The sequence below is a fragment of the Alteromonas sp. AWM4_230 genome (genome assembly GCF_056158305.1).
The window spans coordinates 3,071,050-3,094,254 of record NZ_JBSWTB010000001.1 but is presented as its reverse complement, the minus strand read 5'-3'; the positions used below and the strand labels follow the sequence as shown (position 1 = coordinate 3,094,254).

Annotated in this window: 15 protein-coding genes and 3 tRNA genes; 13 read left to right on the top strand and 5 right to left on the bottom strand. The window is 43.3% G+C overall.

The window, feature by feature from the left end:
* Nucleotides 1-429 precede the first annotated feature (429 nt).
* Both ACXACS_RS13315 and ACXACS_RS13310 read left to right on the top strand, forming a co-directional pair.
* The gene (locus ACXACS_RS13315; RefSeq protein WP_474807228.1) at nucleotides 430-2,145 is read left to right on the top strand and encodes a purine-cytosine permease family protein; all 1,716 of its coding nucleotides are present in this window, start codon (nucleotides 430-432) and stop codon (nucleotides 2,143-2,145) included.
* A 10-nt stretch (nucleotides 2,146-2,155) separates the two neighbouring features.
* Entirely contained in the window at nucleotides 2,156-3,673 is a 1,518-nt protein-coding gene (locus ACXACS_RS13310) for a mannitol dehydrogenase family protein (RefSeq protein ID WP_474807226.1), read from the top strand.
* Nucleotides 3,674-3,825: 152 nt separating this feature from the next.
* On the opposite strand, the gene ACXACS_RS13305 is transcribed toward ACXACS_RS13310, so the two are convergent.
* Nucleotides 3,826-4,218, bottom strand: a complete 393-nt coding sequence (locus ACXACS_RS13305) for a DUF3718 domain-containing protein (RefSeq protein ID WP_474807225.1) — start codon at nucleotides 4,216-4,218, stop codon at nucleotides 3,826-3,828.
* Between the two features lie 326 nt (nucleotides 4,219-4,544).
* Here ACXACS_RS13305 and ACXACS_RS13300 point away from each other — a divergent pair, with 326 nt between their 5' ends.
* The gene (locus ACXACS_RS13300; RefSeq protein ID WP_474807223.1) at nucleotides 4,545-4,997 is read left to right on the top strand and encodes a Fur family transcriptional regulator; all 453 of its coding nucleotides are present in this window, start codon (nucleotides 4,545-4,547) and stop codon (nucleotides 4,995-4,997) included.
* Between the two features lie 34 nt (nucleotides 4,998-5,031).
* A complete protein-coding gene (locus ACXACS_RS13295) occupies nucleotides 5,032-6,363 on the top strand; it encodes a dihydroorotase (protein WP_474807221.1) in 1,332 nt (443 codons plus the stop codon).
* A gap of 22 nt (nucleotides 6,364-6,385) precedes the next feature.
* Here the strand turns inward: ACXACS_RS13295 and ACXACS_RS13290 are convergent, their stop codons facing one another.
* Nucleotides 6,386-7,405, bottom strand: a complete 1,020-nt coding sequence (locus ACXACS_RS13290) for a CobW family GTP-binding protein (RefSeq protein WP_474807220.1) — start codon at nucleotides 7,403-7,405, stop codon at nucleotides 6,386-6,388.
* Nucleotides 7,406-7,591: 186 nt separating this feature from the next.
* On the opposite strand from ACXACS_RS13290, the gene ydiJ reads away from it, so the two are divergent.
* Together ydiJ and ACXACS_RS13280 are read left to right on the top strand one after the other, a co-directional pair.
* Nucleotides 7,592-10,648 carry a D-2-hydroxyglutarate dehydrogenase YdiJ gene (gene ydiJ, locus ACXACS_RS13285; RefSeq protein WP_474807218.1) on the top strand — a complete coding sequence of 1,019 codons (3,057 nt, stop codon included), beginning with the start codon at nucleotides 7,592-7,594 and terminating at the stop codon, nucleotides 10,646-10,648.
* A 17-nt stretch (nucleotides 10,649-10,665) separates the two neighbouring features.
* Entirely contained in the window at nucleotides 10,666-12,534 is a 1,869-nt protein-coding gene (locus tag ACXACS_RS13280) for a CocE/NonD family hydrolase (RefSeq protein ID WP_474807216.1), read from the top strand.
* A 69-nt stretch (nucleotides 12,535-12,603) separates the two neighbouring features.
* Here ACXACS_RS13280 and ACXACS_RS13275 read toward each other — a convergent pair whose 3' ends face one another.
* A complete protein-coding gene (locus ACXACS_RS13275) occupies nucleotides 12,604-13,506 on the bottom strand; it encodes a LysR family transcriptional regulator (protein ID WP_474807214.1) in 903 nt (300 codons plus the stop codon).
* Nucleotides 13,507-13,735: 229 nt separating this feature from the next.
* Between ACXACS_RS13275 and ACXACS_RS13270 the strand changes: the two genes are divergently transcribed.
* Nucleotides 13,736-14,191 carry a MaoC family dehydratase gene (locus tag ACXACS_RS13270; protein WP_474807212.1) on the top strand — a complete coding sequence of 152 codons (456 nt, stop codon included), beginning with the start codon at nucleotides 13,736-13,738 and terminating at the stop codon, nucleotides 14,189-14,191.
* Between the two features lie 155 nt (nucleotides 14,192-14,346).
* On the opposite strand, the gene ACXACS_RS13265 is transcribed toward ACXACS_RS13270, so the two are convergent.
* The gene (locus ACXACS_RS13265) at nucleotides 14,347-14,511 is read right to left on the bottom strand and encodes an entericidin A/B family lipoprotein (RefSeq protein ID WP_081765829.1); all 165 of its coding nucleotides are present in this window, start codon (nucleotides 14,509-14,511) and stop codon (nucleotides 14,347-14,349) included.
* Nucleotides 14,512-14,529: 18 nt separating this feature from the next.
* Nucleotides 14,530-15,513 carry a mechanosensitive ion channel family protein gene (locus ACXACS_RS13260; protein WP_474807210.1) on the bottom strand — a complete coding sequence of 328 codons (984 nt, stop codon included), beginning with the start codon at nucleotides 15,511-15,513 and terminating at the stop codon, nucleotides 14,530-14,532.
* Nucleotides 15,514-15,933: 420 nt separating this feature from the next.
* Here ACXACS_RS13260 and ACXACS_RS13255 point away from each other — a divergent pair, with 420 nt between their 5' ends.
* The 6 genes from ACXACS_RS13255 (at nucleotide 15,934) to ACXACS_RS13230 (ending at nucleotide 23,191) form a co-directional block, all read left to right on the top strand.
* Nucleotides 15,934-18,639 (top strand): TonB-dependent receptor, encoded by a 2,706-nt coding sequence (locus tag ACXACS_RS13255; RefSeq protein ID WP_474807209.1) that lies wholly within the window; start codon nucleotides 15,934-15,936, stop codon nucleotides 18,637-18,639.
* A gap of 193 nt (nucleotides 18,640-18,832) precedes the next feature.
* Nucleotides 18,833-19,135 carry a 4a-hydroxytetrahydrobiopterin dehydratase gene (locus tag ACXACS_RS13250; protein ID WP_474807207.1) on the top strand — a complete coding sequence of 101 codons (303 nt, stop codon included), beginning with the start codon at nucleotides 18,833-18,835 and terminating at the stop codon, nucleotides 19,133-19,135.
* Nucleotides 19,136-19,338: 203 nt separating this feature from the next.
* Nucleotides 19,339-19,415 (top strand) — tRNA-Met (locus ACXACS_RS13245).
* Nucleotides 19,416-19,468: 53 nt separating this feature from the next.
* Nucleotides 19,469-19,545 (top strand) — tRNA-Met (locus ACXACS_RS13240).
* A gap of 53 nt (nucleotides 19,546-19,598) precedes the next feature.
* Nucleotides 19,599-19,675: transfer RNA gene (locus ACXACS_RS13235), tRNA-Met, on the top strand.
* A gap of 189 nt (nucleotides 19,676-19,864) precedes the next feature.
* On the top strand, nucleotides 19,865-23,191 hold the full coding sequence (locus ACXACS_RS13230) for an MHYT domain-containing protein (protein WP_474807205.1): 3,327 nt from the start codon (nucleotides 19,865-19,867) through the stop codon (nucleotides 23,189-23,191).
* Nucleotides 23,192-23,205: the final 14 nt, after the last annotated feature.

Here is a 23,205-nt window from a genome sequence, read left to right as displayed (position 1 = left end):
AGTTATACGAAGATTTCACTACCAAAAGGAAAAGAACATACCATCAACTTGGTAATGACATAATAAAACAGCGTGTACATTTGCCTAAGTGTAAAGTAATTGGTGCTTTGCTTTCTACCTTTTAAAACACTTTAGTAATAAGCCGGTCGCAAGCGCATCTTTAATATTCAATTCATTAACAATTGTTGCTTCGCCAATATCTCGTAAGTTCAAAGGATTAGCGTTTTGATAGCGCTCTATTGGCGAAAAAATAGCAAATAATATTGTGTTAAATTTGTACTTACATCGCACTTTGTTTTGTTAATAGGTATTTACAATTCCATTTCCATGTGCAAATATCTACCGAAATGAGATATGTCCCACGTAATGAGCGAATGCTCATAAGTGATTTTTAATAAGGGACGGCCACCTACAACAAGAGATTTGAAGATGAAGTCAACGTCGAGCGATATTGATATTTCACAGGTAAGCGATGAGCAACTCCCTGTCGCTAAACATAAATTAAAGGGATGGAAGCATTTCATGGGCTTGTATGCCGGTGAACATGTTGCCGCAACAGAATTTGTTTTCGGTGCAACGTTTGTCGCCCTAGGCGCCACCATGACCGACATCTTGTTAGGCTTACTTATTGGTAACCTACTGGCGGTTTTAAGCTGGACACTTATCACTACACCTATAGCTGTTGAAACCCGTCTAAGCTTGTACTCCTATCTTCAGAAGATAGCGGGCGATTCGATGACAAAGCTCTATAACTGGGCGAATGTGATCATATTCACTGTAATATCTGCTGCGATGATCACAGTATCGGCAACGGCGGTGCGCTTTGCGTTAAATATTCCTGCACAGTTGAACTGGTACCCGACTAATTTAGCCTTTGTCGCTGTAGTGCTAGCAGTAGGGGTTATCGTTGTGTTTGTTGCCATGTATGGGTTTAACGCCGTATCTGACTTCTCCCGCATTTGTGCACCTTGGCTGTTCACTATGTTCATCTGTGGTCCACTTATTCTTATGCCTGCACTGGCAGAATCTGTAATAGGGCAAACGTTTTTAACGTCGTGGAACGACTTTATGCATATCGGCAGTACGTCGGTATGGACGGGGTTAACACAAAGCGGTGAGCCAGGAATTGGCTTATTAGAAGTTATTGGCTTTTCTTGGGCAGCGAATACCATTACGCATTTTGGTCTTATTGATATGGCGCTACTTCGATTTGCAAAGCGTAAGCGCTACGGCCTTTGCACATCAGCAGGTATGTTGTTCGGTCATTATATCGCGTGGATTTCAGCGGGTATTATGGGCGCTGGAACCGCGGTTATCGTTCAAAAATCTATTGTTGAACTCGACCCAGGCGATGTTGCTTTCCACGCGCTAGGTCTATCAGGTCTTGTTATTGTTATCGTTGCAGGTTGGACTACCGCAAATGCTAACCTTTATCGTGCCGGGCTTGCTGCACAAGCCATTTTCAAAGATAAGTCACGTACCAAAACCACTGCCGTTGTTGGTATGGTAACGGTGGCCATTGCTTGCTTCCCATTTGTATTTACCAAGTTACTACCGCTGCTAACTTATGCTGGGCTACTTGTTGTTCCAGTGGGTGCAATAGTATTCGCTGAGCATATGATTTTCCCTCGCATTGGGTATACACGCTACTGGGCACATTATCAAAGTCTTACTCATAGCACGCCAGCTGTTGCAAGCTGGGGCTTAGGACTTGTGTTCGGCTTTGGTTTAAATGCTTTAGATGTAATTTCATTCTATTACCTGTTTATACCAACCTGGTTCTTTACTATTGCGGTATATACTGCGCTTGCAGCCAGGTACGGCGCAAAACAGTCATACCCAGAGCAGGAAGCGCAGGTAGAGGCTTTCGATGCACGCGTTGAAGCGCATCAACAACAAGAAGCCGCGTTAGAAAACGACCACGTTGAAGATATCAGCACTGTAACCAAATTATTGCGCCTTACTTCTGTAGCTAGCCTACTTGTGTCCATCGCGCTAGCAATTAAAACTTTTTCACTTAGTGACACGCTTGCCGTGTACGAATCGAACCGAGATCTGTTTTTCAATATTGGGTTCGCGTGCACCGTTATCTATTTCGTTACTGCGTATTGGGCGATGCGTCGCCAAAAAGCGCTTCAAAGCTAATAAGGTTTTTATGCAATCTCAAACGTCTATTTTATTAAACAAAGCTAATTTACCGTCGTTGCCGGCAGGTATTCAGCGCCCAGCCTACGATGTGGAGAATGTTCAAACAGGTATCGTTCACATTGGGGTAGGCGGCTTTCATCGTGCACATGAAGCTATGTACGTAGACAGGCTGATGGCAAAAACCGGCGATTTGTCTTGGGGCATTTGTGGCGTGGGTCTTCGCGAGAACGACCGCGCAATGAAAAAAGTGTTCGATGAGCAAGATAACCTGTACACCTTAGTTGAAAAACATAACGACGGCTCACGCGTTGCGTCAGTTATAGGAGCAATGACAGGGTTTATGATGGCAACGGATAATCCGCAAGCTGTCATTGATAAAATGTCTGAGCCTGAAGTGCGCATTGTTTCTTTAACTATCACAGAAGGTGGTTATAACTTTGATGCGTCTACAGGGGAGTTTATTACCACTAACCCAGACGTTATTCATGACATTGAAAACCCCAAAAATCCAAAACTAGTGTTTGGTTATTTGGTTGCTGCTATTAAAAAGCGTAAAGAAAACAATGTTAAGCCATTTACTGTTATGTCGTGCGACAACATTCAGCACAATGGTCATGTGCTGAAAAAAATGTTGCTCGCTTACATCGAGTTATTTGACCAAGCGTTAGCCCAATGGGTTAACGAGAATGTTAGCTTCCCTAACTCTATGGTAGACAGAATTACGCCTGCTACGACAAACGAAGATATTGTTTCGTTAAAAGCGCAGGGTATTGAAGATAGCTGGCCGGTGGTATGTGAGCCTTTTGATCAGTGGGTTATTGAAGATGATTTTTGCAACACTAAGCCACAGTTTGACGAAGTGGGCGCACAGTTTGTTAGCGATGTAGCCCCTTATGAAAAGCTGAAGCTACGTATGCTAAACGCCGGGCATTCAGTACTAGGGCTAGTGGGTTCAGTTGCCGGTCTCGATACTATCCATGAGAGTGTAGAAGCTGCGCAGTTAAAGCAGCTATTGTCTATCTTTATGGAAAAAGAGGTAATGCCAACCCTAGATCAGGTTGAAGGCATTGATGTATTTGATTATCGCGACACGTTAATCTCTCGTTTTTCAAATCCGTTTATCAAGGATACCCTGGCACGTATTTGCTTAGAAAGTTCAGCCAAACTGCCAGTATTCTTGCTGCCTACGGTACGCGACAACTTAGTAGCAGGTCGCGATGTAAGTATTAGTGCCTTCGTCGTTGCGTGTTGGTCGTATTATTCAGATAAACACGCGTCTCAAGATGGAAAGCCGCTAGAAATCAACGATGTATTGTCTGATACACTTCATCAAGCTGCTCAACAAAACGAAACGGACAGCTTAAGCTTCTTGAAGGTAGAAGAAGTGTTTGGTGAGCTTGCTCAGCAAGAAAAATTTGCTGATGTCTACAAGGTATTCCTTGAGCGTGTCTATCAAAATGAGCCTGTACTTTCGATAAGCGAAGCAATTTCTGAAGAAAAGCTATCGGTGGCTAAGGCCAGTTAGGTATTAGTTACTCATAAATAAACAAAAGGAGAGTTAATATTAACTCTCCTTTTTTTTAAACTTAAAAAGAAAAAAGCGACCCGGAGGTCGCTTCTTAAAGTGCAGATTTCTCTGCAACCATGTTGAAGTGGTTCACATGGCGTGAAATTGTCTTACAGACGCTCTTGAAGTACCGCTGCGATTGGGCTGTCTTGCAAGCCGTTTTCCGCAACCCAAGCCTGTAAGGTTTTGCCGTCTGCTTCAGGAGCTTGCAAATCGCTTTTTGGCATCTTTTTAACCAGCAACTCACCGGCTTCCACTGCGTTATTTAGCATCGCTGTACGGATCAGGCTATTGCCACTACAGCTTACACCCGAATAGTAGTCTTTTAGTTTCATTCGATAGTCAGACTGAACTGCGCGCATCTTCTTTCTTAATTCGCCTTTATCGTCCGCCTGAACAATGGTGCATATATTTGCTAATGCCTCGCTAACGTCAGCGTGTGCTACTGATGACACACCGAAAGTACCAGCGATAACAAGAGAAGCTTTAACTATTTTCAACATGGCTAATTCCTCAAGTAAATTCTAATAGTTGTTTTCGTTGAGAGAATTAAACGATAAAGCTGACTTAAAAAAAATACATTAGCCAATACTTTGGTATATATCTTTATATCAAAAGGGGGCGAAAGCTTTATTTGATAACCCTAGGCGACCTTGAATTGCTAACACAAAAAAACTTAGGTAGTCGTTAACCAAAATACGGACAGTTTCATAGGACTCATTTTACAGTGCATTTGTTATGTTATACTGTAACATATTGTTTTTGGTTATTTGCCTTTAACCATGTGTAAACAGGGAATAACGTTCGTCGCTATTAGATTGAGGATAGAATGGATCAACGATTTCAAAACTTGCTTGCTATAGCTCAGGATAAATGTGATGGAGACGGACTGCGCTTAACACAGAAGCGCAAACAGGTACTTAATATATTAATTGAAGCGTCGTATCCACTGTCGGCCTATGAAATAAAAGATTTGTATGCAAAGCGGCATGACGAAAATATCAAACCAATGACTATTTACCGAGCGCTTGAATTCCTGTCAGAGGCAAACTTAGTTCACAAACTTAATCTCAACAATAAGTATATAGGATGTGCTCGTGCTAAATGCTGTGAACACCACGGGTATTCGCAGTTTTTAATTTGCGTTCGCTGTGGCGCAGTTGAAGAGTCTATTGTAGACCCTGTTGTTTATGAACATCTTGTCAAACAAGCGCAAGCGTTCCAATGCGAGATTATAACGCCTCACCTAGAAGTCGCGTGTATTTGCGCACGCTGCCAATAATCCCCAATTTTAATTGTTTTATACGAAGGGACTTATGAAGATCATAATCAATAACGCTTCAACCACACCCCATCTGTTGGGGCGAAATGGCCACGACTTTATCACTATTTCACTCGCTATCGAGAAGGGTAAAATCGTTCAGATCTCAGAACGCCCATTATCCTCGCCACAAGAAGCTTCTACCGCAAAACCTTCTGACAAAGTAATTGATGCCACTGGTTTATTCCTCTCCCCAGGTTTGCTTGACCCCCAAGTACATTTTAGAGAGCCAGGCATGGAGTACAAAGAAGATATTGCCTCCGGAAGCCGCGCAGCAGTAAAAGGCGGCTTTACTTCGGTAGTATCAATGCCAAATACAACGCCCACCGCTGATAATGAAGATACAGTAGCCTTTATGGTAGAAAAAGCCAGCACGACGGGGCTGTGTAAAGTTTATCCGACAGGGGCGCTCTCAAAGGGATTAGAAGGGAAAGAGATAACAGATTTTGAGACTCTCCAAGCTGCAGGCGCCGTTGCCATTACTGACGATGGTAAAGGCGTTCAAAATAATAGCTTGTTTAAGCAGGCACTTATCAAGGCCAAAGCGCTTGGGATGCCAGTACTCGACCATAGCGAAGATGAAAGCTTATCAAACGGCGGCGCTATCCACGAAGGAGACGTATCTAGAAAACATAATGTAAAGGGAATTAAGGCATCCTCAGAGTCGGTTCATGTAAAGCGGGGATGTGAATACAGTTTAGAAACAGGTGGGCATTATCACGTTTTACACGTATCTACCGCTGACTCAATAGAAGCTATTAGACAGGCAAAAGCACAAGGGGCTAATGTAACTGTAGAGGTTTCACCCCATCACTTATTGCTTTGCGATGAAGATATACCCGTTAAGGCCGATGGTACGCTTGACGCGAATTGGAAAATGAACCCGCCTCTTCGTTCTAAAGGCGATATGCTTTCGTGTCGAGAAGCGTTAACAGAAGGGGTAATAGATGCTATTGCAACTGACCACGCTCCTCACGCGCCGCATGAAAAAGCTTTGCCTATTGAGAAAGCGCCCTTTGGTATTATAGGGTTGGAGACCGCATTTGCGCTTATCTACACGCATTTTGTCAAGCCAGGAAAGCTTAATTTAAATACTGCTATTGATCTTATGAGTAAGCAAGCTGGTGCGATATTTAATATTAAATGCGGACGAATTGAAGAAGGCGCAGATGCAGACTTAGCGCTTTTTGATTTAAATACGCCGTTTACAGTAACGCCTTCATTTTTTGCTTCAAAGTCACAAAACTCGCCCTTTATCAACGAAACCTTGTATGGCGAAACATACTATACGCTGGTGAACGGAGAGGTAAAATATACAAGGCCTTAAGCCACGTCTGTTGAGCGGATGATTAGCCGGCGTGTATACAGGCGGCTAATTCATCATCCCAATCGGTATTGACGCTAACAGCAATAATTTCAATTTTACTTTCAGCACATTCACTTAGCTCACTTTCAACTAAGTTGCCGTCTGCAAGGTTATAGCTAAATATGCCTGTGCTTGTGATCATTACCGCTTTTAAGCGTTCTACTTCTAGCTTATTTATCCAGGCTAATAGCGCATCTCTATCGAATTCTATGGAGGGGGAGTAGCGCCATCCCACAGCTTTAAAACCTTCCCCTTCATTTTCGATTTTTAAAAAGTCTGAATCGGGAAAAGGTCGCTCGTTAATTGAAAGTGCAGGCTCGCTATTGTGGTGATGGTGGGCATGTGCATTCATATCTACAAGCGCATCTGATTTTCCCTGTAATACAGCAAAAGGTATTTCACCATGTTCGCAAAGTACGATAGGTGTGCTCTGCTTCCCTCTATTGACGGCATAGTGCGTTAAGTTTTCTTCTTCATTTAGCCCGTAAAGATCGCATTTATTTCCTACAATGACATCAGCAATATCAATTTGCTGATTAAACGTAGCATGCGTGGTATAGCGAGGATCGGTTAACTTTCTTGCATCAACTAACGTGATAGTACGCTGAATATCCAGCACGTCTTGATAGTGTTCAGCGCTTAAGGTTTGCATAACTTCTACAGGGTGTCCTAACCCAGTAGGTTCAATCAGTAAACGGTCGGGTGTAGACTGGGCGAGCAATTGATTTAATGCTATTTGCATAGGTAAGCCTGCAGCGCAGCACATACAGCCGCCGGGCACCTCTTTAATAAATACTCTCTGCGCATTTTCTGAGATGGAAGAAGGCTTTCCAGTTTGCATACCTTGTACAAGCGCACCATCAATACCTATCTCGCCGAACTCGTTAATTAGAATGGCCCAACGCTCGTTGGAAGGTTTTTGCTTTAACAGGTGTAGTAGAGCGGATGTTTTTCCCACACCTAGAAAGCCCGTGATGATGTTGGTAGGTACTGCTTTAATCATATTTATAGTTGCTCTTACTATGCGATGCGTTATTGGAATATAGAGCTATAGGCTATCACACCAATAGGCATAGCCCTATGATACAAGTTGGATATGTTATATTATAACAATTAAAAGCCGTGCATGCCCAGTTTTGACATGTTGTTTCGTTATGGGTTTACCTGTTTTAACAAGGAAATTAAGGAAGTGACTCTCCCCGCCCTAAAATCTGATTCAAATTTAGCTATTCAGTACCGCGCATTCATTGAAAACCTAAGAGCTAGCGAGTTTACCGGTGATATTGACACTAGCTATAGTGCCCGCGTAGCGCAAGCCACTGACAATTCCGTTTATTATAAGCTGCCCCAAGCCGTAATTTACCCTAGAAGTAACGAAGACTGTCAGCTTATCGGGCAATTAGCGGCTAAGTACCCTGACGTGTCGTTTGCGCCTCGGGGCGGAGGCACAGGTACCAACGGACAAAGCCTGACCGATGGTATCGTGGTAGATATTCGTCGCTATCTAAATAAAGTGATTGAGCTAAATGTGGAAGAAGGCTGGGTGAGAGTACAAACAGGGATAGTTAAGGACTCCCTTAACGATGTTTTACGCCCCCATGGCCTATTTTTTTCACCAGATCTTTCTACTAGTAACCGAGCCACATTAGGCGGAATGATAAGTACTGATGCATCAGGGCAGGGGTCGCTTGTGTACGGTAAGACAAGCGACCACGTTATTGGACTAAAAGCGGTTTTAGTTAACGGTGAGGTCATTGAAACCGAAAAAATACCCACGGAAATAGCAAAGCGAAAAGCCGATGAAAATACTGCTGAAGGTGCTATCTACAAACAGGCTATAGATACCTGCGTAAATTATAAGGACGAGGTGGAGCGTACTTTTCCAAAACTAAATCGTTTTTTAACAGGGTATGACTTAGCGCACGTATACGATGGTCACCACATCGATATAGGAAGGTTGATTACAGGCGCTGAGGGGTCTTTGGCGTTTGTCACTGAAGCCGTATTAACACTAGATAAAATATCGCCGGTTAAGGCACTGATAAATATTTCCTACCGCTCATTCGATGCCGCGCTGAGGCATGCTCCGCAACTGGTTGAGGCGAACGCGACGAGTGTGGAAACGATTGATAGTACAGTACTTAACTTTGCCAAAACGGACATAGTTTGGCACGACATACAACACTTGATCACCGACGTACCCGACGAAGCGTTACTGGGTCTAAATCTAGTGGAATATAACGCCAGCTCGATAGAGGAAATGAAGGGCCACATTGATTGCCTTGAAGCCGCTATTGAAGATGCGATAAAACAAGGTGAAGGGAATATTTCAGGCTACAGAATTACGTATGACAAGGCTGATATTCAACGTATTTACGCAATGCGCAAAAAGGCAGTGGGTTTATTAGGAAAGGTTAAGGGCGATCAGAAACCTATTGCTTTTGTGGAAGATACCGCAGTGCCTCCTGAGCATTTAGCTGATTTTATCGCTGAGTTTCGCGCGTTGCTCGACAGTCACAACCTTAACTATGGCATGTTTGGACACGTTGATGCTGGCGTTTTACATGTAAGGCCTGCCCTTGATTTAGCCGACCCCGAGCAAGAGACGCTTATGCATAATCTTTCAGATAAGGTGGTAAAGCTTGTATCTAAATATGGCGGGCTAATGTGGGGAGAGCACGGCAAAGGCTTTCGTAGTGAGTATGGTCCCGAGTTTTTCGGTGAAATGCTGTTTAATGAAATGCGCAAAATAAAAGCGGCGTTCGACCCTTATAACCAAATGAACCCTGGAAAAATTTGTACGCCGTTGGGCAGTAACGATAAGTTAGTTTCCGTTAAAGCGGTCAAAAGGGCGAGTATCGAGCGGGTTATTCCTGTAACGGTTACACGCGACCTTGCGCCAGCTTTCGAATGCAACGGAAATGGTCTTTGCTTTAACTACGAACCTGCGTCCCCCATGTGCCCTTCAAGTAAAGTAACGTCAGACCGGCGTCATACGCCAAAGGGCAGGGCAAGTATGTTAAGGGAGTGGGCGCGACTGCTATCGTTAAGCGGGCAAATGGACGAAAAAAATGGTGATGGATTATCTTACAAGCAGTTTAAAAGTAACGTTTTCTCTCGTTTTAAGAACACGGTATTGACCAAGAACGCTGATTTTTCTCACGACGTTAAAGCCGTGATGGACGGCTGTTTATCGTGTAAGTCCTGTACTCACCAGTGCCCTGTAAATATTGATGTTCCTCACTTCAAATCCATCTTTTTATCTGTTTACTACCAGCGTTATATGCGCCCGCTAAAAGATTTACTGGTGGCAAATGTAGAAACGCTAGCGCCTTTGAGTGCTAAAGTGCCCAGACTTTACAACACGCTACTTCAACACAAGTGGGTGACATGGTTTTTAAAGAAGAAAGTGGGGTATGTAGATACACCGCTGTTGTCCTACCCAACGCTCGTTGACAGAGTAAAGTCGATTGTAGATACAGGGGATATCGCACGATTAGAACGCCTTGATAAAAGTGAGCGGGAAAAGTACGTTGCTGTGGTACAAGACCCTTTTACCAGTTTTTATGACGCTAAAAGTGTAGAAAGCCTAATAAAGGTTATTAGTAAGATGGGCCTTAAGCCATTACTAGTGCCTTTTACGCCAAACGGCAAGCCCGCCCATGTAAAAGGCTTTCTAAGCAAGTTTGAGAAACAAGCATTAGGTACGGCAAAGCGGCTAAACAAAATACATGAGTTAGGTATTAGTATGGTGGGAGCCGACGCATCGTTAGTGTTGTGCTATCGCGACGAATACCAAAAGTTTTTAAAAGATAAGCGCGGAAAGTTTTTCGTTCATACCATTGATGAATGGTTGGAAGATGCGTTGGCAAAAAGTGTAAACGCAGATATTAATAGTAGTAAGGGTTGTGATAAGAATTTCTTTCTGCTCGCTCACTGCAGCGAGAAAACCGCCATGCCGGATACCACAGCGCGTTGGCAGCGCATATTTCAGCATCTAAGTGTGAACCTTACGCACAAGCCTGTTGGCTGCTGTGGTATGGCAGGAACCTATGGCCATGAAGCATCACATTTAGAAAGCTCTAAAGCACTTTATACGCTAAGTTGGGCCCCTGTTTTCGCTCGCGCGCAAAATGAAACACCTAATGAAGTACTTGTGACTGGATTTTCCTGCCGCAGCCAAGTAGCGCGTTTTGAAGGAAGTAAGCCACGACACCCTATAGAAGTGGTAAACGAAATAATCTAACAACAAAAGGACAGATAATGAAAATGGTAATACGCAGCGTGATGCTGCTGATGGTTTTGTTCGCGGTTAATAATGCCTATGCCGAACAAAAAGATGAAAACCCTAGGGAGGCATATATACGGGCTAACTACACCAAGTATGAGTACCAAATTCCGATGCGTGATGGCGTAAAATTATTTACGTCAGTTTATATTCCTATCGACGATACTAAAAAATACCCAATTATGATGCAGCGAACGCCTTATCGCGTTGCGCCTTATGGAGCAGATAAATATAAAGCTAAATTAGGGCCTAGCCAAGCATTCGAGCAGGAAGGGTTTATATTTGTTTTTCAAGATGTGCGAGGAAAATTCCGCTCCGAAGGCGAGTTCGTCAATATGCGTCCGCAGGATGCTTATAAGCGCGGAAAAAAAGCGACGGACGATGCGACAGATACGTACGATACTATCGATTGGCTGATAAAAAATATTGAAGGAAACAACGGTAAAGTAGGGATGTGGGGTACATCCTACCCGGGCTATTACACGTCGGTTGCCTCAATTAATAGTCACCCCGCGCTAAAAGCGATTTCACCACAAGCACCTATTGCTGACTGGTTTTTTGACGACTTTCATAGAAATGGCGCTTTCGTTACCCCTATGGCATTTATCTTCTTTGATACCTTCGATAAACAGCGAGAGGGAGAATTCTCTTATTGGCCTGAAGGAATGAAGTCAGAAACGCCGGATGGCTACCAGTTCTTTAGAAATTTAGGTCCTCTCTCCAACGTTAATGACAAGTACTTTCATGGAGAGCGACCGTTTTGGAACGAAGTTATCCAACACCCAAACTATGATGACTATTGGCAGTCTCGCGATGTTTTACAGCATTTGACAAATACCAAGCCTGCTACCTTGGTTGTCGGCGGATGGTACGATACAGAAGACCTATACGGCCCGCTGTATACTTACCAAGCTATGTCAAAAAACAACAAAGAAGACCATGTTAAGCTTGTTATGGGGCCTTGGTATCATGGTCAATGGCAAAGTGAAAAAGGCGGCGCAGAACTTGGCGAAGCACAGTTTGGCTTTGATACTAGTGCTTGGTTTCAAAAAGATGTGTTGCTGCCGTTTTTCAAAACTCATCTAAAAGGGGCGAAAGAAGCAGAAATAGCTACCGCAACTATGTTTGAAACGGGCAGCAATCGCTGGCGTAAATTTGACGTATGGCCTCCTAAAACTGGGTCACAGCAAACTATGTACTTAGCAAAAAATGAAAAGCTTGTTACTAAGAAAAGCGATAGTGGCAATAGCGAATACATAAGCGATCCTAACAAGCCTGTTCCTCACTCAGCTAAGATTAGCCGTGGCTGGGATAGACCTTATATGGTAGAAGATCAACGTTTTGCTGCCCGAAGACCTGATGTTTTAGTTTTCGAAACAGATACTCTTGAAAGTGATTTAACCATAGCAGGGGCTATCGATCTCGATTTGTGGTTTTCTACAAATAAATCAGCGGCAGATATTGTCGTAAAGGTCGTCGACGTTTTCCCTTCTATCGACGAGAATAACAATAAGGTTGATAAGACGCGCGGAAACCGTCATGAATTGGTTCGCTGGGGCGTATTGCGCGGGCGTTTCAGGGAGAGTATGAGTGAACCTAAAGCGTTTTTACCCAATTCACCAACTAAGATAGAGTTCGAATTGTACGATCTTTTGCACACGTTTAAACGCGGGCATAAGCTACAAATCCAAATTCAAAGCAGTATGTTTCCGTTTATTGATATGAACCCTCAAAACTATGTAGAAAATATATTTGAGGCAAAAGAAAGTGATTTCACTAAAGCGCTTCACACGATCTACCACGACAAAGATCATCAAAGCGCTATTCATTTTAAAACGCTTTAGCTGGTTTCAGCTTAAGAGAAAGCCCTATGTAAATAGGGCTTTTTTGTGATTTAGCATAAATGCTTGAAACTAGTGTTGCTTGAAGTTACTTGCCACTTCCATAATTTGCTCACGCATCCACATATGCGCATAGTCGTGGTCTGCACTGACGTGCCAATACAAGTAGTATTCTACCGGTGGCAGGTCAAAAGGAAGTTCGTAAATAGCTAAATCATAGTGCTTCGCCAAATGAAACGGTAAGCAGGCGATTAAATCCGTTTTTACTATGGTGCTCGGCACGGTTAAAAAGTGCTGCCCACGCATAACCTCTTTTCTTCGTTTGCCCATTTTGTCGAGTGCGATATCAATAGGACCCGCACCAGATTTGCGCTGAGATACGTTGATATGCCCCAAACGCAAGAATGTATCTAAATCCAAACCGTTTTTAAGAGCAGGGTGGTTTTTGCGGGCAAGTACCACAAATCGGTCTTGCGCTATTTTCTCTTTACATAGGTGTGGGTCAGTAAACGTAGACGCATCGGCGAAGAAATCTAGCGTACCTGCCGCCATTGCTGATACTACTTGGCTTCGAGGGATCTCATAATTCGTTAAGGCGATATTAGGCGCTAAATTCTGTAAACGAGAAACAAGGCGAGGCATGATACTGGCCTCTAACAAATCTCGGCTGGCAAAATTAAACGACTTCTCGGCGGTGAGTGGGTCAAACGTGTGGCTTTCCTGGACGCTCTTGCGTAACAATGCAAGCGCCTGCCGGGCTGGCACAATAATGTTCTGTGCTACGGGTGTCGGCGTCATACTGTGACCTGTGCGCACGAAAAGTGGATCGTTCAACATTTCTCTTAATCTGGCTAACGAGTTACTAACCGCTGGTTGGGTGATACACAAGACATCAGCAGCCTTGGTTAAACTGCCTGCCGTATAAATAGCATCGAATACGGCAAATAGGTTCAAATCAATTCTATTGAGATTCATAACTAGTCCTTTACGGGCGAGTGCCCTAAAAAAAGCCAATAGATGAAGAACTGCTGCTTTTTCACAGCGAGAGTCAAGCAACTATAGAGACTGTTGCTACATAGCATCTACGAATAATTTACGTTAGTGTAACAAGAATATTTATAAATACCTATTATTAAAAGTTAATTGAAACATTCAACTGAATAATAGTAGTTTCATCGTTAATAAATGGAGACTGGACTTAGATATGAAGACGCTTTTAGATTTATCGGTTGGGGATGTGCTTGAACAAGCTGATTTTTTAACTGTAACTCAAGACATGATTAATCAATTTGCTGATGCTACAGGTGACCACCAATGGATTCACCTAGACACGGCTCGCTGCGAAAAAGAGAGCCCGTTCAAAACAACAATAGCGCACGGTTTTTTGAGCGCCAGTCTTATGCCCAAAGCTTTTGGTGAGGTACTCGCTCCAAGCGACCAAATCACCTCAATGATAAACTATGGCATAGATAAACTTAGATTCCTTGAACCAGTCAAATGCAATGACGGGTTAAAATACCAATTTAAACTTGTTGATGTAAGCGATAAGCCTCAAGGTAAGCTTTATAAGGTAGAGGCTAGCTGTGTATTGAAGTCGAGCGGTAACCCTGCACTCGTCGGAAGCTTTTTAATGTTAGCGGTCATGAAACCGCAAAAGTAACTAAGCCATGGTGATGAGACCGGAGATACTAACGCTTAAATTCGAAGGGATAGGGTGTTATATATCTTACGCTCAGTTAATTAACGGTTAGTAATTAAAAAAGGTCAGATAAGGAACTGCCTTATCTGACCTTACAAGGTAGCACGATAATCGGCTTAATTTGACGCCTCTTGTGCACCTTCTTCAACAGCTTCGCCTGCACTTTGAATATCTTCACCAGCGCCTTCGATAGTCGCGCAACCGCCCAAGCTTCCGATACTCGCTGCAAAAATCAGTGCTAAAAACGTATGTTTACGTGTAGTTGAATTTAACATTTCCATTTTGTTTCTCCTTAGGTTTTACTCATCATCGGCTCGACTTGAATTATCAGCCGCTTTTTCGTCACCGTTTGTTTGTGACGATGAATTATCATTCGATGGACTTCGCTCATCGCGCTGCTCAAACATGGTGTTAAGCTTATCACCACCTTTTGCATTAAAATCTAATGTTCTGATAGGGAATGGGATCAGGATATCGTTGTCTTCAAGCACGGTTTTTACCGTATTGATAGCGTCATGACGCACTACCATAAACCCTGGATCTCCGGGATAACGGATCCAAAACCACAGCAATAAATTTATACTCGAGTCGCCAAATGATTCCGCGTAAACAGCAGTTTCATCTTTTTTGATCACGTAGTCTTTATCGTTCATTGCATCAGTTATAACGTTAGCGGCTGTTTCGATATCGTCGGCATAAGAAATTCCGAAAGGGACTTCTATTCTTCGATATCCCAAGCTAGAGTAATTTGTCAGTATATTGCGGAATAAAATCTTGTTAGGGATGACTTCAAGTTGGCCATAGAAGGTCTCAACAAGAGTATTTCGGAGGTTTATTTCTTTAACATTACCAAAAACCCCTTCCGCTTCTATAACATCGCCTATTTCAAAGGGCTTTCTAATACCCATGGCTATGCCAGCTATGAAATTTTCAGTCATATCTTGGAAAGCAAAACCGATAGCGAGGCCAACAATACCTGCACCAGCAAGAAGGGATGTGACTGTACCTTTCAGGCCAACAAAATCTAGCGCGATAAATATACCAGCGACAAGAACTAGAGCCTTAATTATAGATGTGAGAAGACCGGCGATCTGCCGAGACTCGAAGGTACGTCGCATCAGTTTGCCTGCAACGTTTCCTACCATTTTAGCGATAAGACCAAAAACAATAGCGATGACAAATGCAACGACAATATTAGGCAATAAAGTAATTGCACCTTCCATCCAGCCTTCAAGCTTTTCAGTTAGAAGCTTATATATTTCATCTATCTTAGGAAACTCCATAGACTCCTTTACCGTCTTGAATAATTTCTCGAGACGTTTCAAGAACTGTTCCGAATACAGTAATTAAGTAAATAGTTGATATGAATGAAATTAATTTGGTTTCTGGATTACCTTCAAAAATGCGTTAGTGAATAAATTACGCAGTTAGGGCAAGTTCTTCTCACTTTATTTTCATCCTCCTTGTCACGTGATTTTTGCTTATTAGTCTTAAGTGTATCTGGTCTGACCATGTGTAAAATTAATGTAAACATATTATTCACAATAAATTTACAAAAATAAAATTCGGGCATAGTATCAGTGGTGTAGGTCAATATTCTGTTGGCCTCTAACAATAACAAACACGAAATCGAACAGCCTGTTGCTAGCGGAAAGTGTGGGTAGTAGTGCCGGTAGTGATAAGCCCAGATTTGGAATCACACTATGAAATTTAAAACGCGTAAGACAGCAGTAGCCGCAATGGTCGGTACTGCGTTATTTTGTTCGCCTTATATCGCATCAGCCCAAGAATCTGACGTTGAATCCGAGCAAGAAGCTAAGAAAGACGTAGAGCTCATTCTTGTTACCGGAAGTTTTGTTCGCAGAAGCGAAAACTTTGAATCTCCATCACCGCTAGCTGTTGTTGACAGTGTTGCAATAGACGCCATTGGCGCCAAAAATATCGCCGATATTACACAGACCCTAACCATCAATACAGGCGCAGAAAACAACCCTGACGCTTTCACGCAAAATGCCACCGCAGGTACCTCTAATATCAACCTTCGCGGTTTAGGTGTAGCATCAACATTAGTGCTCCTTAACAATAAACGCCAAGTCGTTACCGCTCAGCCGACTAATGAGGGGCTAAACTTTGTAGATACAAGCTCACTTGTACCTATGATTGCCATCGACAGAATGGAAGTAGTTAAGGACGGTGCATCTGCTTTGTATGGTTCAGATGCCGTTGCAGGCGTGGTTAACTTTATCACTAAACGCAACTATGACGGCGCAATGGTGACTGTGGACTATCAAGACGGTGCACACGGTGACAACAAAGAATATATTTTGCAAGGTTTATGGGGTGCTACAGGTGATAATGGAAGCGTATTAGCGGCTATTAGTTATACAAACCGTTCGCCACTATTTTTAAGTGATAGACGTTTAAGCCGTCCACAAGATGACACGAGTGCATTGGGTAATCCAGGCTCTTTCTTTTTAAATATTCCTGGTGCAGGCCCTCTACCTATTATTGACCCTTATGGATGTGAAGAATTTGGAGGTGCGCCAAACCTGCTTGCGCCTAGCGGCACTATTCCAGGGTTAGAGGTCGGTTTTTGTGGTTTTGACTTTGGTAAGTTTTATTCTTATGTAGCGGATGAAAGTAGAACCAATGCTTACGTTCGCGCTGACTATGAATTTGGTAACGACATTACGTGGACTGCTGAATTTAGTACCGCTAGAAACCGTGCTGAACGGGGTGGGGCACCGAGCTTCCCCATTCTGACTTCACCTATTGTTCCAGACTATCACCCGCAAAACCCATTTGGTCAGCCAGTGGCATTTTTTGGTCGTGCTGAAGGTAATGGTTTTCCAGGTGATTCAGCCAATACAGAATCAGATACCTTGCGCTTCAGTACTAGCTTGCAGGGCGTAACAGATACTGGTTTCTGGGAGGTCAGCTACACCCGTGCAGTGAACGATTTTGTATTTAGAGTACCCGACGTGCTTAATACGGAGTTCCAACTCGCGCTATACGGACTTGGTGGCTCAAATTGTGACCCAATCGCTGGCTCGCCGGGCGTGGGTGACTGTGAATTCTTCAATCCGTTTGCGAGCTCGTATACGACTGCACCGAATTCTGATTATGTAGTGAGTTCATTCACCGGTACAGAGGTTATAGATTCAAAAGCAGATCTAGAAGTGTTCGAAGCGTTTACCTCGTTTGATGTGTTTGAAATGGGGGGCGGCTTTGCAGCACTAGCCCTTGGCGTCCAATACCGCGAAAATCAGCTTAGCCAAGACTACGATGACTTGGCTAATCAAGACAGCTTTACCTTTGTAATCGGCAACCCCGATATTGACGGTAGTCAAGATGTATGGGCAGCCTTTGGTGAACTTGCATTGCCAATTAATGATGAATTAGATGTGCAATTAGCAGTGCGTTATGAAGATTACGGCGGCTCTATTGGCAGTACGGTTGACCCTAAACTGGCTATATCATGGCGCGCCACTGATGAGTTTTCGTTACGCGGTTCAATATCCACGTCGTTTAGAGCGCCAACAGTTTTCCTAGCGCAGGGGGGAGCTACCTCTTTGCAACAGCTTATAGACCCTGTGCAAGGTGCAACTGCTTTCGTGGCAGTTAGAACATCAGGTAATGAAGATTTAAAACCAGAAGAATCGACTGCTTACAATATCGGTTTCTCTTATGAGCCTTTCAGAGACCTTTCTGTTGAGGTTGATTATTGGAACTTTGAGTTTGAAGACCTGATCATTCAAGAAAATGCGCAAGCCGTGCTAAATGAAGATCCGACCAATACGGATCGAGTTGTTCGCGCGGGTGACCCGCTAACAGGGCCAGTCCTCCAAGTAAATAACACCTACGTTAATGCAAGTTCGCTAGAAACGTCAGGTCTCGATTTTGTTACCAGTTATAAAATTGAAACGGATTTTGGTAACTTTACGCCCACATTGAATGCAACTTACATTACCAAATACGATTTGATGGATCCTCAGGCTGGTAACATTGATGGCGCCGGACGTCGTAATTTTAATAACATTGGTGTGTCATCTCCTGAATTGCGCGCTAATTTAGGTTTAGCGTGGCAGAGCGATATTCATGCTGCCAATATCTTTCTACGTTATATTTCGTCTTATGATGACGATCAAAACTGTGCAGACGGCACAGCAAACGTGGGTGGTTGCTCAAATGGCTTTTATGAAGTTGATAGCCACCTAACGGTTGATGCTCAATACAATATTGATTTGGGTGGTTTGTACGATACCGAGCAAAGTTATGTACTAACCTTAGGTGCCATTAACCTGTTCGATGAAGAGCCGCCTCAATTATTTACCAACAGCGGTTTTGATTCTAAGGTTCATGATCCAAGAGGGCGTCAAATCTATGCTCGCTTAGCAATTGAGTTTTAGTTAATCATACAACAAAGCGAAAAGCCTGCCTTTATCATTACTAGTTAAAGGCAGGCTTTTTTGTAAACCATAGTCTCCACTGCGCACTTCCTTTTTCGTCTACAGCATTTTCCATTTATAAACCGATTGATTACATTATTGCGTAATTACCGCATAGTTTACCTATGAACTACGTGAAGCAAAGGAGAGAAGAATGGCGACTAAGCTGTCAGATAAAGAAATCACCGCAAAGTTAGATGCGTTAAACGAGCTAGTATTAGATGACACACCTTGGGAACAAAGTGGAGAAAGCATTAAAAAGACGTTTAAGTTTAAAAGTTTTATCCGTGCATTTGGATGGATGTCGCAAATCGCGATTTGGGCGGAAAAACTAAAACATCATCCTGAATGGTTTAACGTATATAACAAAGTAGAAGTGACATTGACTACTCATGATGCTGATGGGCTAACGGAACTCGATTTTTCACTCGCTGAAAAAATGGAAAAATTTAGATAGTTAGGGTAGTTGGCTGGCTAAAATGGGCGTGTTTCGGCCGCAATTTGTATTAACTTTGCACATCTTGGTTAATTAAACCGCTAACAGTCAGAAAAATGAAATATTTCTCGACTTGGCACTTGTGTTGATTAAGTCTCTATGTATAATACGCCCCACGTTGAAGCGAGGCACAAAACGCAGCGGTTACAACGTTAATTTTCTGGCGCGGGATGGAGCAGTCTGGTAGCTCGTCGGGCTCATAACCCGAAGGTCGTAGGTTCAAATCCTGCTCCCGCAACCACAGAAAATAACCAGAATTTCAAAGCACTGCAAATGCAGGCTTTACCGTACAATCGCGGGATGGAGCAGTCTGGTAGCTCGTCGGGCTCATAACCCGAAGGTCGTAGGTTCAAATCCTGCTCCCGCAACCAATTTGTAAAACCAGAACTAAATAATATTGCGCAAGCAATATGTACCGTACAGTCGCGGGATGGAGCAGTCTGGTAGCTCGTCGGGCTCATAACCCGAAGGTCGTAGGTTCAAATCCTGCTCCCGCAACCACTTTTAGAACCCAGCTTTTGCTGGGTTTTTTCTTTTCTGATTGTGCAGTCCGTAAACATTCTCTCGATTTAACTGGCGGTCATTAAGGTAGTTTGTAAGAAATAATTTCCTCACAACATAGCCTATGTATGCTAAGTTAAAGTCATGCCACCATTGAATAATTAAACTTATAGGTAGTTTGGCCGCGCCATGATTGCTCGCTTTTTTACGTTTGATGAACACGCCGCGTTAATTGAAGGCGCTTATCACTTCCCCCTTGTTGTCCTGTCTTTATTAGTCGCTATTTTTGCTTCATTCATGGCGTTTAACGTTGCAGGGCAAGCAGCCGTCACTGATGACAAGCTAAGACGCAATATTTTACTTAGTACAGGTAGCATAGCCCTAGGGGGCGGTATTTGGTCAATGCATTTTTTAGGCATGACCGCCTTTGACTTGTGTTTACCTGTCAATTACGACCCCTTGATAACTGCACTTTCTGCTATTCCTGGTGTGGCTGCTGCTTGGGTAGCGCTGAATCTTTTGATTAAAACCCGTATAAGCGTTACCGAAGTGGTCTTAGGTGGTGTGTTGATGGGAGCTGGGATAGGCACCATGCACTATAGCGGAATGGCTGCAATGGAAATGGCGCCGCTTCTTCGCTATGACCTTGGTATATTTGCTCTGTCTATCGTAGTTGCTGTTTGTTTAGCAATGCTATCGCTATGGATAAAGTTTGGTATTACTGCCGCGACTAAAAGCAGAAAAATGCTGGGCAAACATGTATTACTTGCGAGTATCGTTATGGGGCTGGCCATTGCGGGTATGCACTATACCGGCATGGCTGCGGCAAGATTTGTTTTACCACCGGGTTTGGAGACGTCCTCCCAATCGTCAAATATCGCCGTCTATCTGGCCATTTCTATTGCTATCGTGACACTGGTGCTTATTACCATGGTGTTGGGTATTAGCCTTTTATTTAAATACCGCGATGTCATGTTGCGCGCAATAGAGAGTGAACGAATTCAAAGCGCGATTACTGATACTGCCGTCGACGCTATTCTCACCGTGGATAATAAGGGCATAATCAAAACCGCTAACCCCGCTGTAGAGCAAATTTATGGTTATACGCAGCAAGAAATAGTGGGTATGCACGCTGCTGAAATTATCCCCCATGAAAGACGATATTTGTATGGCGACGACTTTTTCAACCAGCGCGTTGTACCTACTGAACAAATAATCGGTACAGGGAGAGAGGTTGAGGTTCTAAGAAAAGGTGGTGAGCGGATACCAGTGCGTTTAGGCGTAGGCTATACAAAAATAGACGGCAAGCCAGTATTTGTCTCCTTTGCTTCCGACCTTCGAAAACGCAAAGAGATGGAAGATGCGTTACGTGAAAGTGAAGCTAAGTTTAGAAGTTTAATCTCGAATATCCCTGGTATGGCCTATCGATGTTTGAATATGCCAGGCTGGCCTATGGTTTTCGTAAGTGATGCTGTGCTAGAAGTTACCGGTTATCCGGCGAGCGACTTTGTTTTACCAGAGCCGAAACGTTCTTTTATAGACCTTTATCATCCTGATGACGTTGAACGACTCTCTAAAATCAATACTGAACAAGATGTATTTTCTTATGAATATCGCATTATAGCTAAATCAGGGGAAGTAAAGTGGGTAACAGAGCATGGTACTCACGTAAAAGACGATAATGGCAATATCCTGTATGTTGATGGTTTTATATCAGACATAACCCAAAGACGGGTTATGGAGAATGAGTTAAAAGCTGCGAAAGACAAAGCTGAACAAGCAGCTGCAGCACGTACTGCATTCCTGGCCAATATGAGCCACGAAATTCGCACTCCTATGAACGCGATTATTGGTTTTAGCGACTTGATGTTAGGGGAGTCATTGCGTGAAGAGCAGAAATCTCACCTAACTACGATAAACCGTTCTGCCCGTTCACTGCTGCACCTTCTTAACGACATACTGGATAGCGCAAAGTTAGATAAGGGGAAGCTTGACTTAGATTATCGCGACTTTCTTATTCGAGAAGAATTGGATTTGGTTATTTCTACGTTTTGGTTAGAAGCGAAGCGTAAAAAGGTTGGGCTAGTCCTAAATGTCGATTCTTCGGTGGAAACTGGTTACAGAGGTGTGCCAGAGCGCATGCGGCAAGTGCTTAATAACCTAATTGGTAATGCCGTTAAATTCACTCATGAAGGTGAGGTGTCGATTAATGTAAGAGGTGACGAAAAGTTTGTCTATTTTAGCGTGTCAGATACCGGCATTGGTATGACGCAAGAACAAGTGGAGCGCGTTTTCGACCCGTTCTCACAAGCGGACGCGTCGATGAGTAGAAAATATGGCGGTACTGGCCTGGGAACTACTATTTCTAAACAGCTTGTTGAACTTATGGGCGGAAACATCTGTGTTACCAGTGAAAAAGGCAAAGGAAGTACCTTTACCTTTAGGTTGCCGCTAGAAGCGGTTGAAGTCAGTGACTATGCACCTGATACTTTAGAATCGACTTCAATCCAACTTCAATCAACGTTAAATGTATTAGTGGTTGATGATGTACAACAAAATGTAGAGCTTTTGTCATTGCTCCTCACACGAGCAGGGCATCAGGTAGATACTGCAACTGACGGTGTTCAGGCGTTAGAAAAAATGGAGTCAGCTTCATTTGACGTCGTTTTAATGGATTTGCAAATGCCCCATTTAGACGGGTTGGAGGCCGCAAAGCAACGACGTAAGTTTGAGAGAGAACATCAGTTACCCCCAACGCCTATTATTGCGCTGACTGCGAGTGTTTTGGTGCAGGATAAGCATGCCGCGCAACAGGCTGGCATGGAAGGGTTCGCTAACAAGCCGGTGGACTTTGGCTTACTTATGGAAGAAGTGGCGCGGGTACTTAAGCTCAATACTTTTGAGGTCGCAGACACACCGACAGAGAATGACTCAGAATCAGCGTTTAAAGCCGATAGAGCTACCTTAGATTTAAAGAAAGCGGTTGGTCTGTGGGGAAGCGTAGAGACGGTATTGCAAGAAGTGGATAAATTCACTTCAACAAGTAGAGAAAAGGTCGATGAGTTGATGAACGCAGCTATTAGAGAAGACTTTAAAGCGGTAGCGTCGCTTTCTCATGGCTTAAAAGGAACGTCGGGTAACCTATGTTTAACTACCTTCTTCCGTATCACTAAAGAGATTGAGGCGCAGGCGCTGAAATTAATTATTGATATTGAACAAGTCAATCAGCTCCGCGACGCTCTAGAGAAGATAGAACTGATGCTAAGTGAATCGCCCTTATATGCAGAAAACGCAATTAATGAAAGTATAGACAATGCTTTGCTCCTTAGTCACCTAAAAGCTATGCTCAATAGTGTAGAGCAGAATATGGTGGATGAAGCGGAGCTGTCATTTTTAAAAGAAATAGGGTGCTCTAATCACAACGAGCAAATTGGTCAAATTCTCTTAGATATAGATGACTTTGAGTTTGAATTGGCGCACGAGCACATTTCTTCATTAATACAAGAATTAGAGTAGCCCAGAGACACGGC

Excerpts from the sequence above, each read along its gene's own strand:
- ACXACS_RS13265 (WP_081765829.1), bottom strand. The coding sequence starts at position 14,511 with ATGGAAATGTTAAATTCAACTACACGTAAACATACGTTTTTAGCACTG.
- ACXACS_RS13250 (WP_474807207.1), top strand. The coding sequence starts at position 18,833 with ATGGCGACTAAGCTGTCAGATAAAGAAATCACCGCAAAGTTAGATGCG.
- ACXACS_RS13230 (WP_474807205.1), top strand. The coding sequence starts at position 19,865 with ATGATTGCTCGCTTTTTTACGTTTGATGAACACGCCGCGTTAATTGAA.
- ACXACS_RS13280 (WP_474807216.1), top strand. The coding sequence starts at position 10,666 with ATGAAAATGGTAATACGCAGCGTGATGCTGCTGATGGTTTTGTTCGCG.
- ACXACS_RS13315 (WP_474807228.1), top strand. The coding sequence starts at position 430 with ATGAAGTCAACGTCGAGCGATATTGATATTTCACAGGTAAGCGATGAG.
- ACXACS_RS13260 (WP_474807210.1), bottom strand. The coding sequence starts at position 15,513 with ATGGAGTTTCCTAAGATAGATGAAATATATAAGCTTCTAACTGAAAAG.
- ACXACS_RS13295 (WP_474807221.1), top strand. The coding sequence starts at position 5,032 with ATGAAGATCATAATCAATAACGCTTCAACCACACCCCATCTGTTGGGG.
- ACXACS_RS13255 (WP_474807209.1), top strand. The coding sequence starts at position 15,934 with ATGAAATTTAAAACGCGTAAGACAGCAGTAGCCGCAATGGTCGGTACT.
- ACXACS_RS13290 (WP_474807220.1), bottom strand. The coding sequence starts at position 7,405 with ATGATTAAAGCAGTACCTACCAACATCATCACGGGCTTTCTAGGTGTG.
- ACXACS_RS13305 (WP_474807225.1), bottom strand. The coding sequence starts at position 4,218 with ATGTTGAAAATAGTTAAAGCTTCTCTTGTTATCGCTGGTACTTTCGGT.
- ACXACS_RS13300 (WP_474807223.1), top strand. The coding sequence starts at position 4,545 with ATGGATCAACGATTTCAAAACTTGCTTGCTATAGCTCAGGATAAATGT.
- ACXACS_RS13275 (WP_474807214.1), bottom strand. The coding sequence starts at position 13,506 with ATGAATCTCAATAGAATTGATTTGAACCTATTTGCCGTATTCGATGCT.
- ACXACS_RS13270 (WP_474807212.1), top strand. The coding sequence starts at position 13,736 with ATGAAGACGCTTTTAGATTTATCGGTTGGGGATGTGCTTGAACAAGCT.
- ACXACS_RS13310 (WP_474807226.1), top strand. The coding sequence starts at position 2,156 with ATGCAATCTCAAACGTCTATTTTATTAAACAAAGCTAATTTACCGTCG.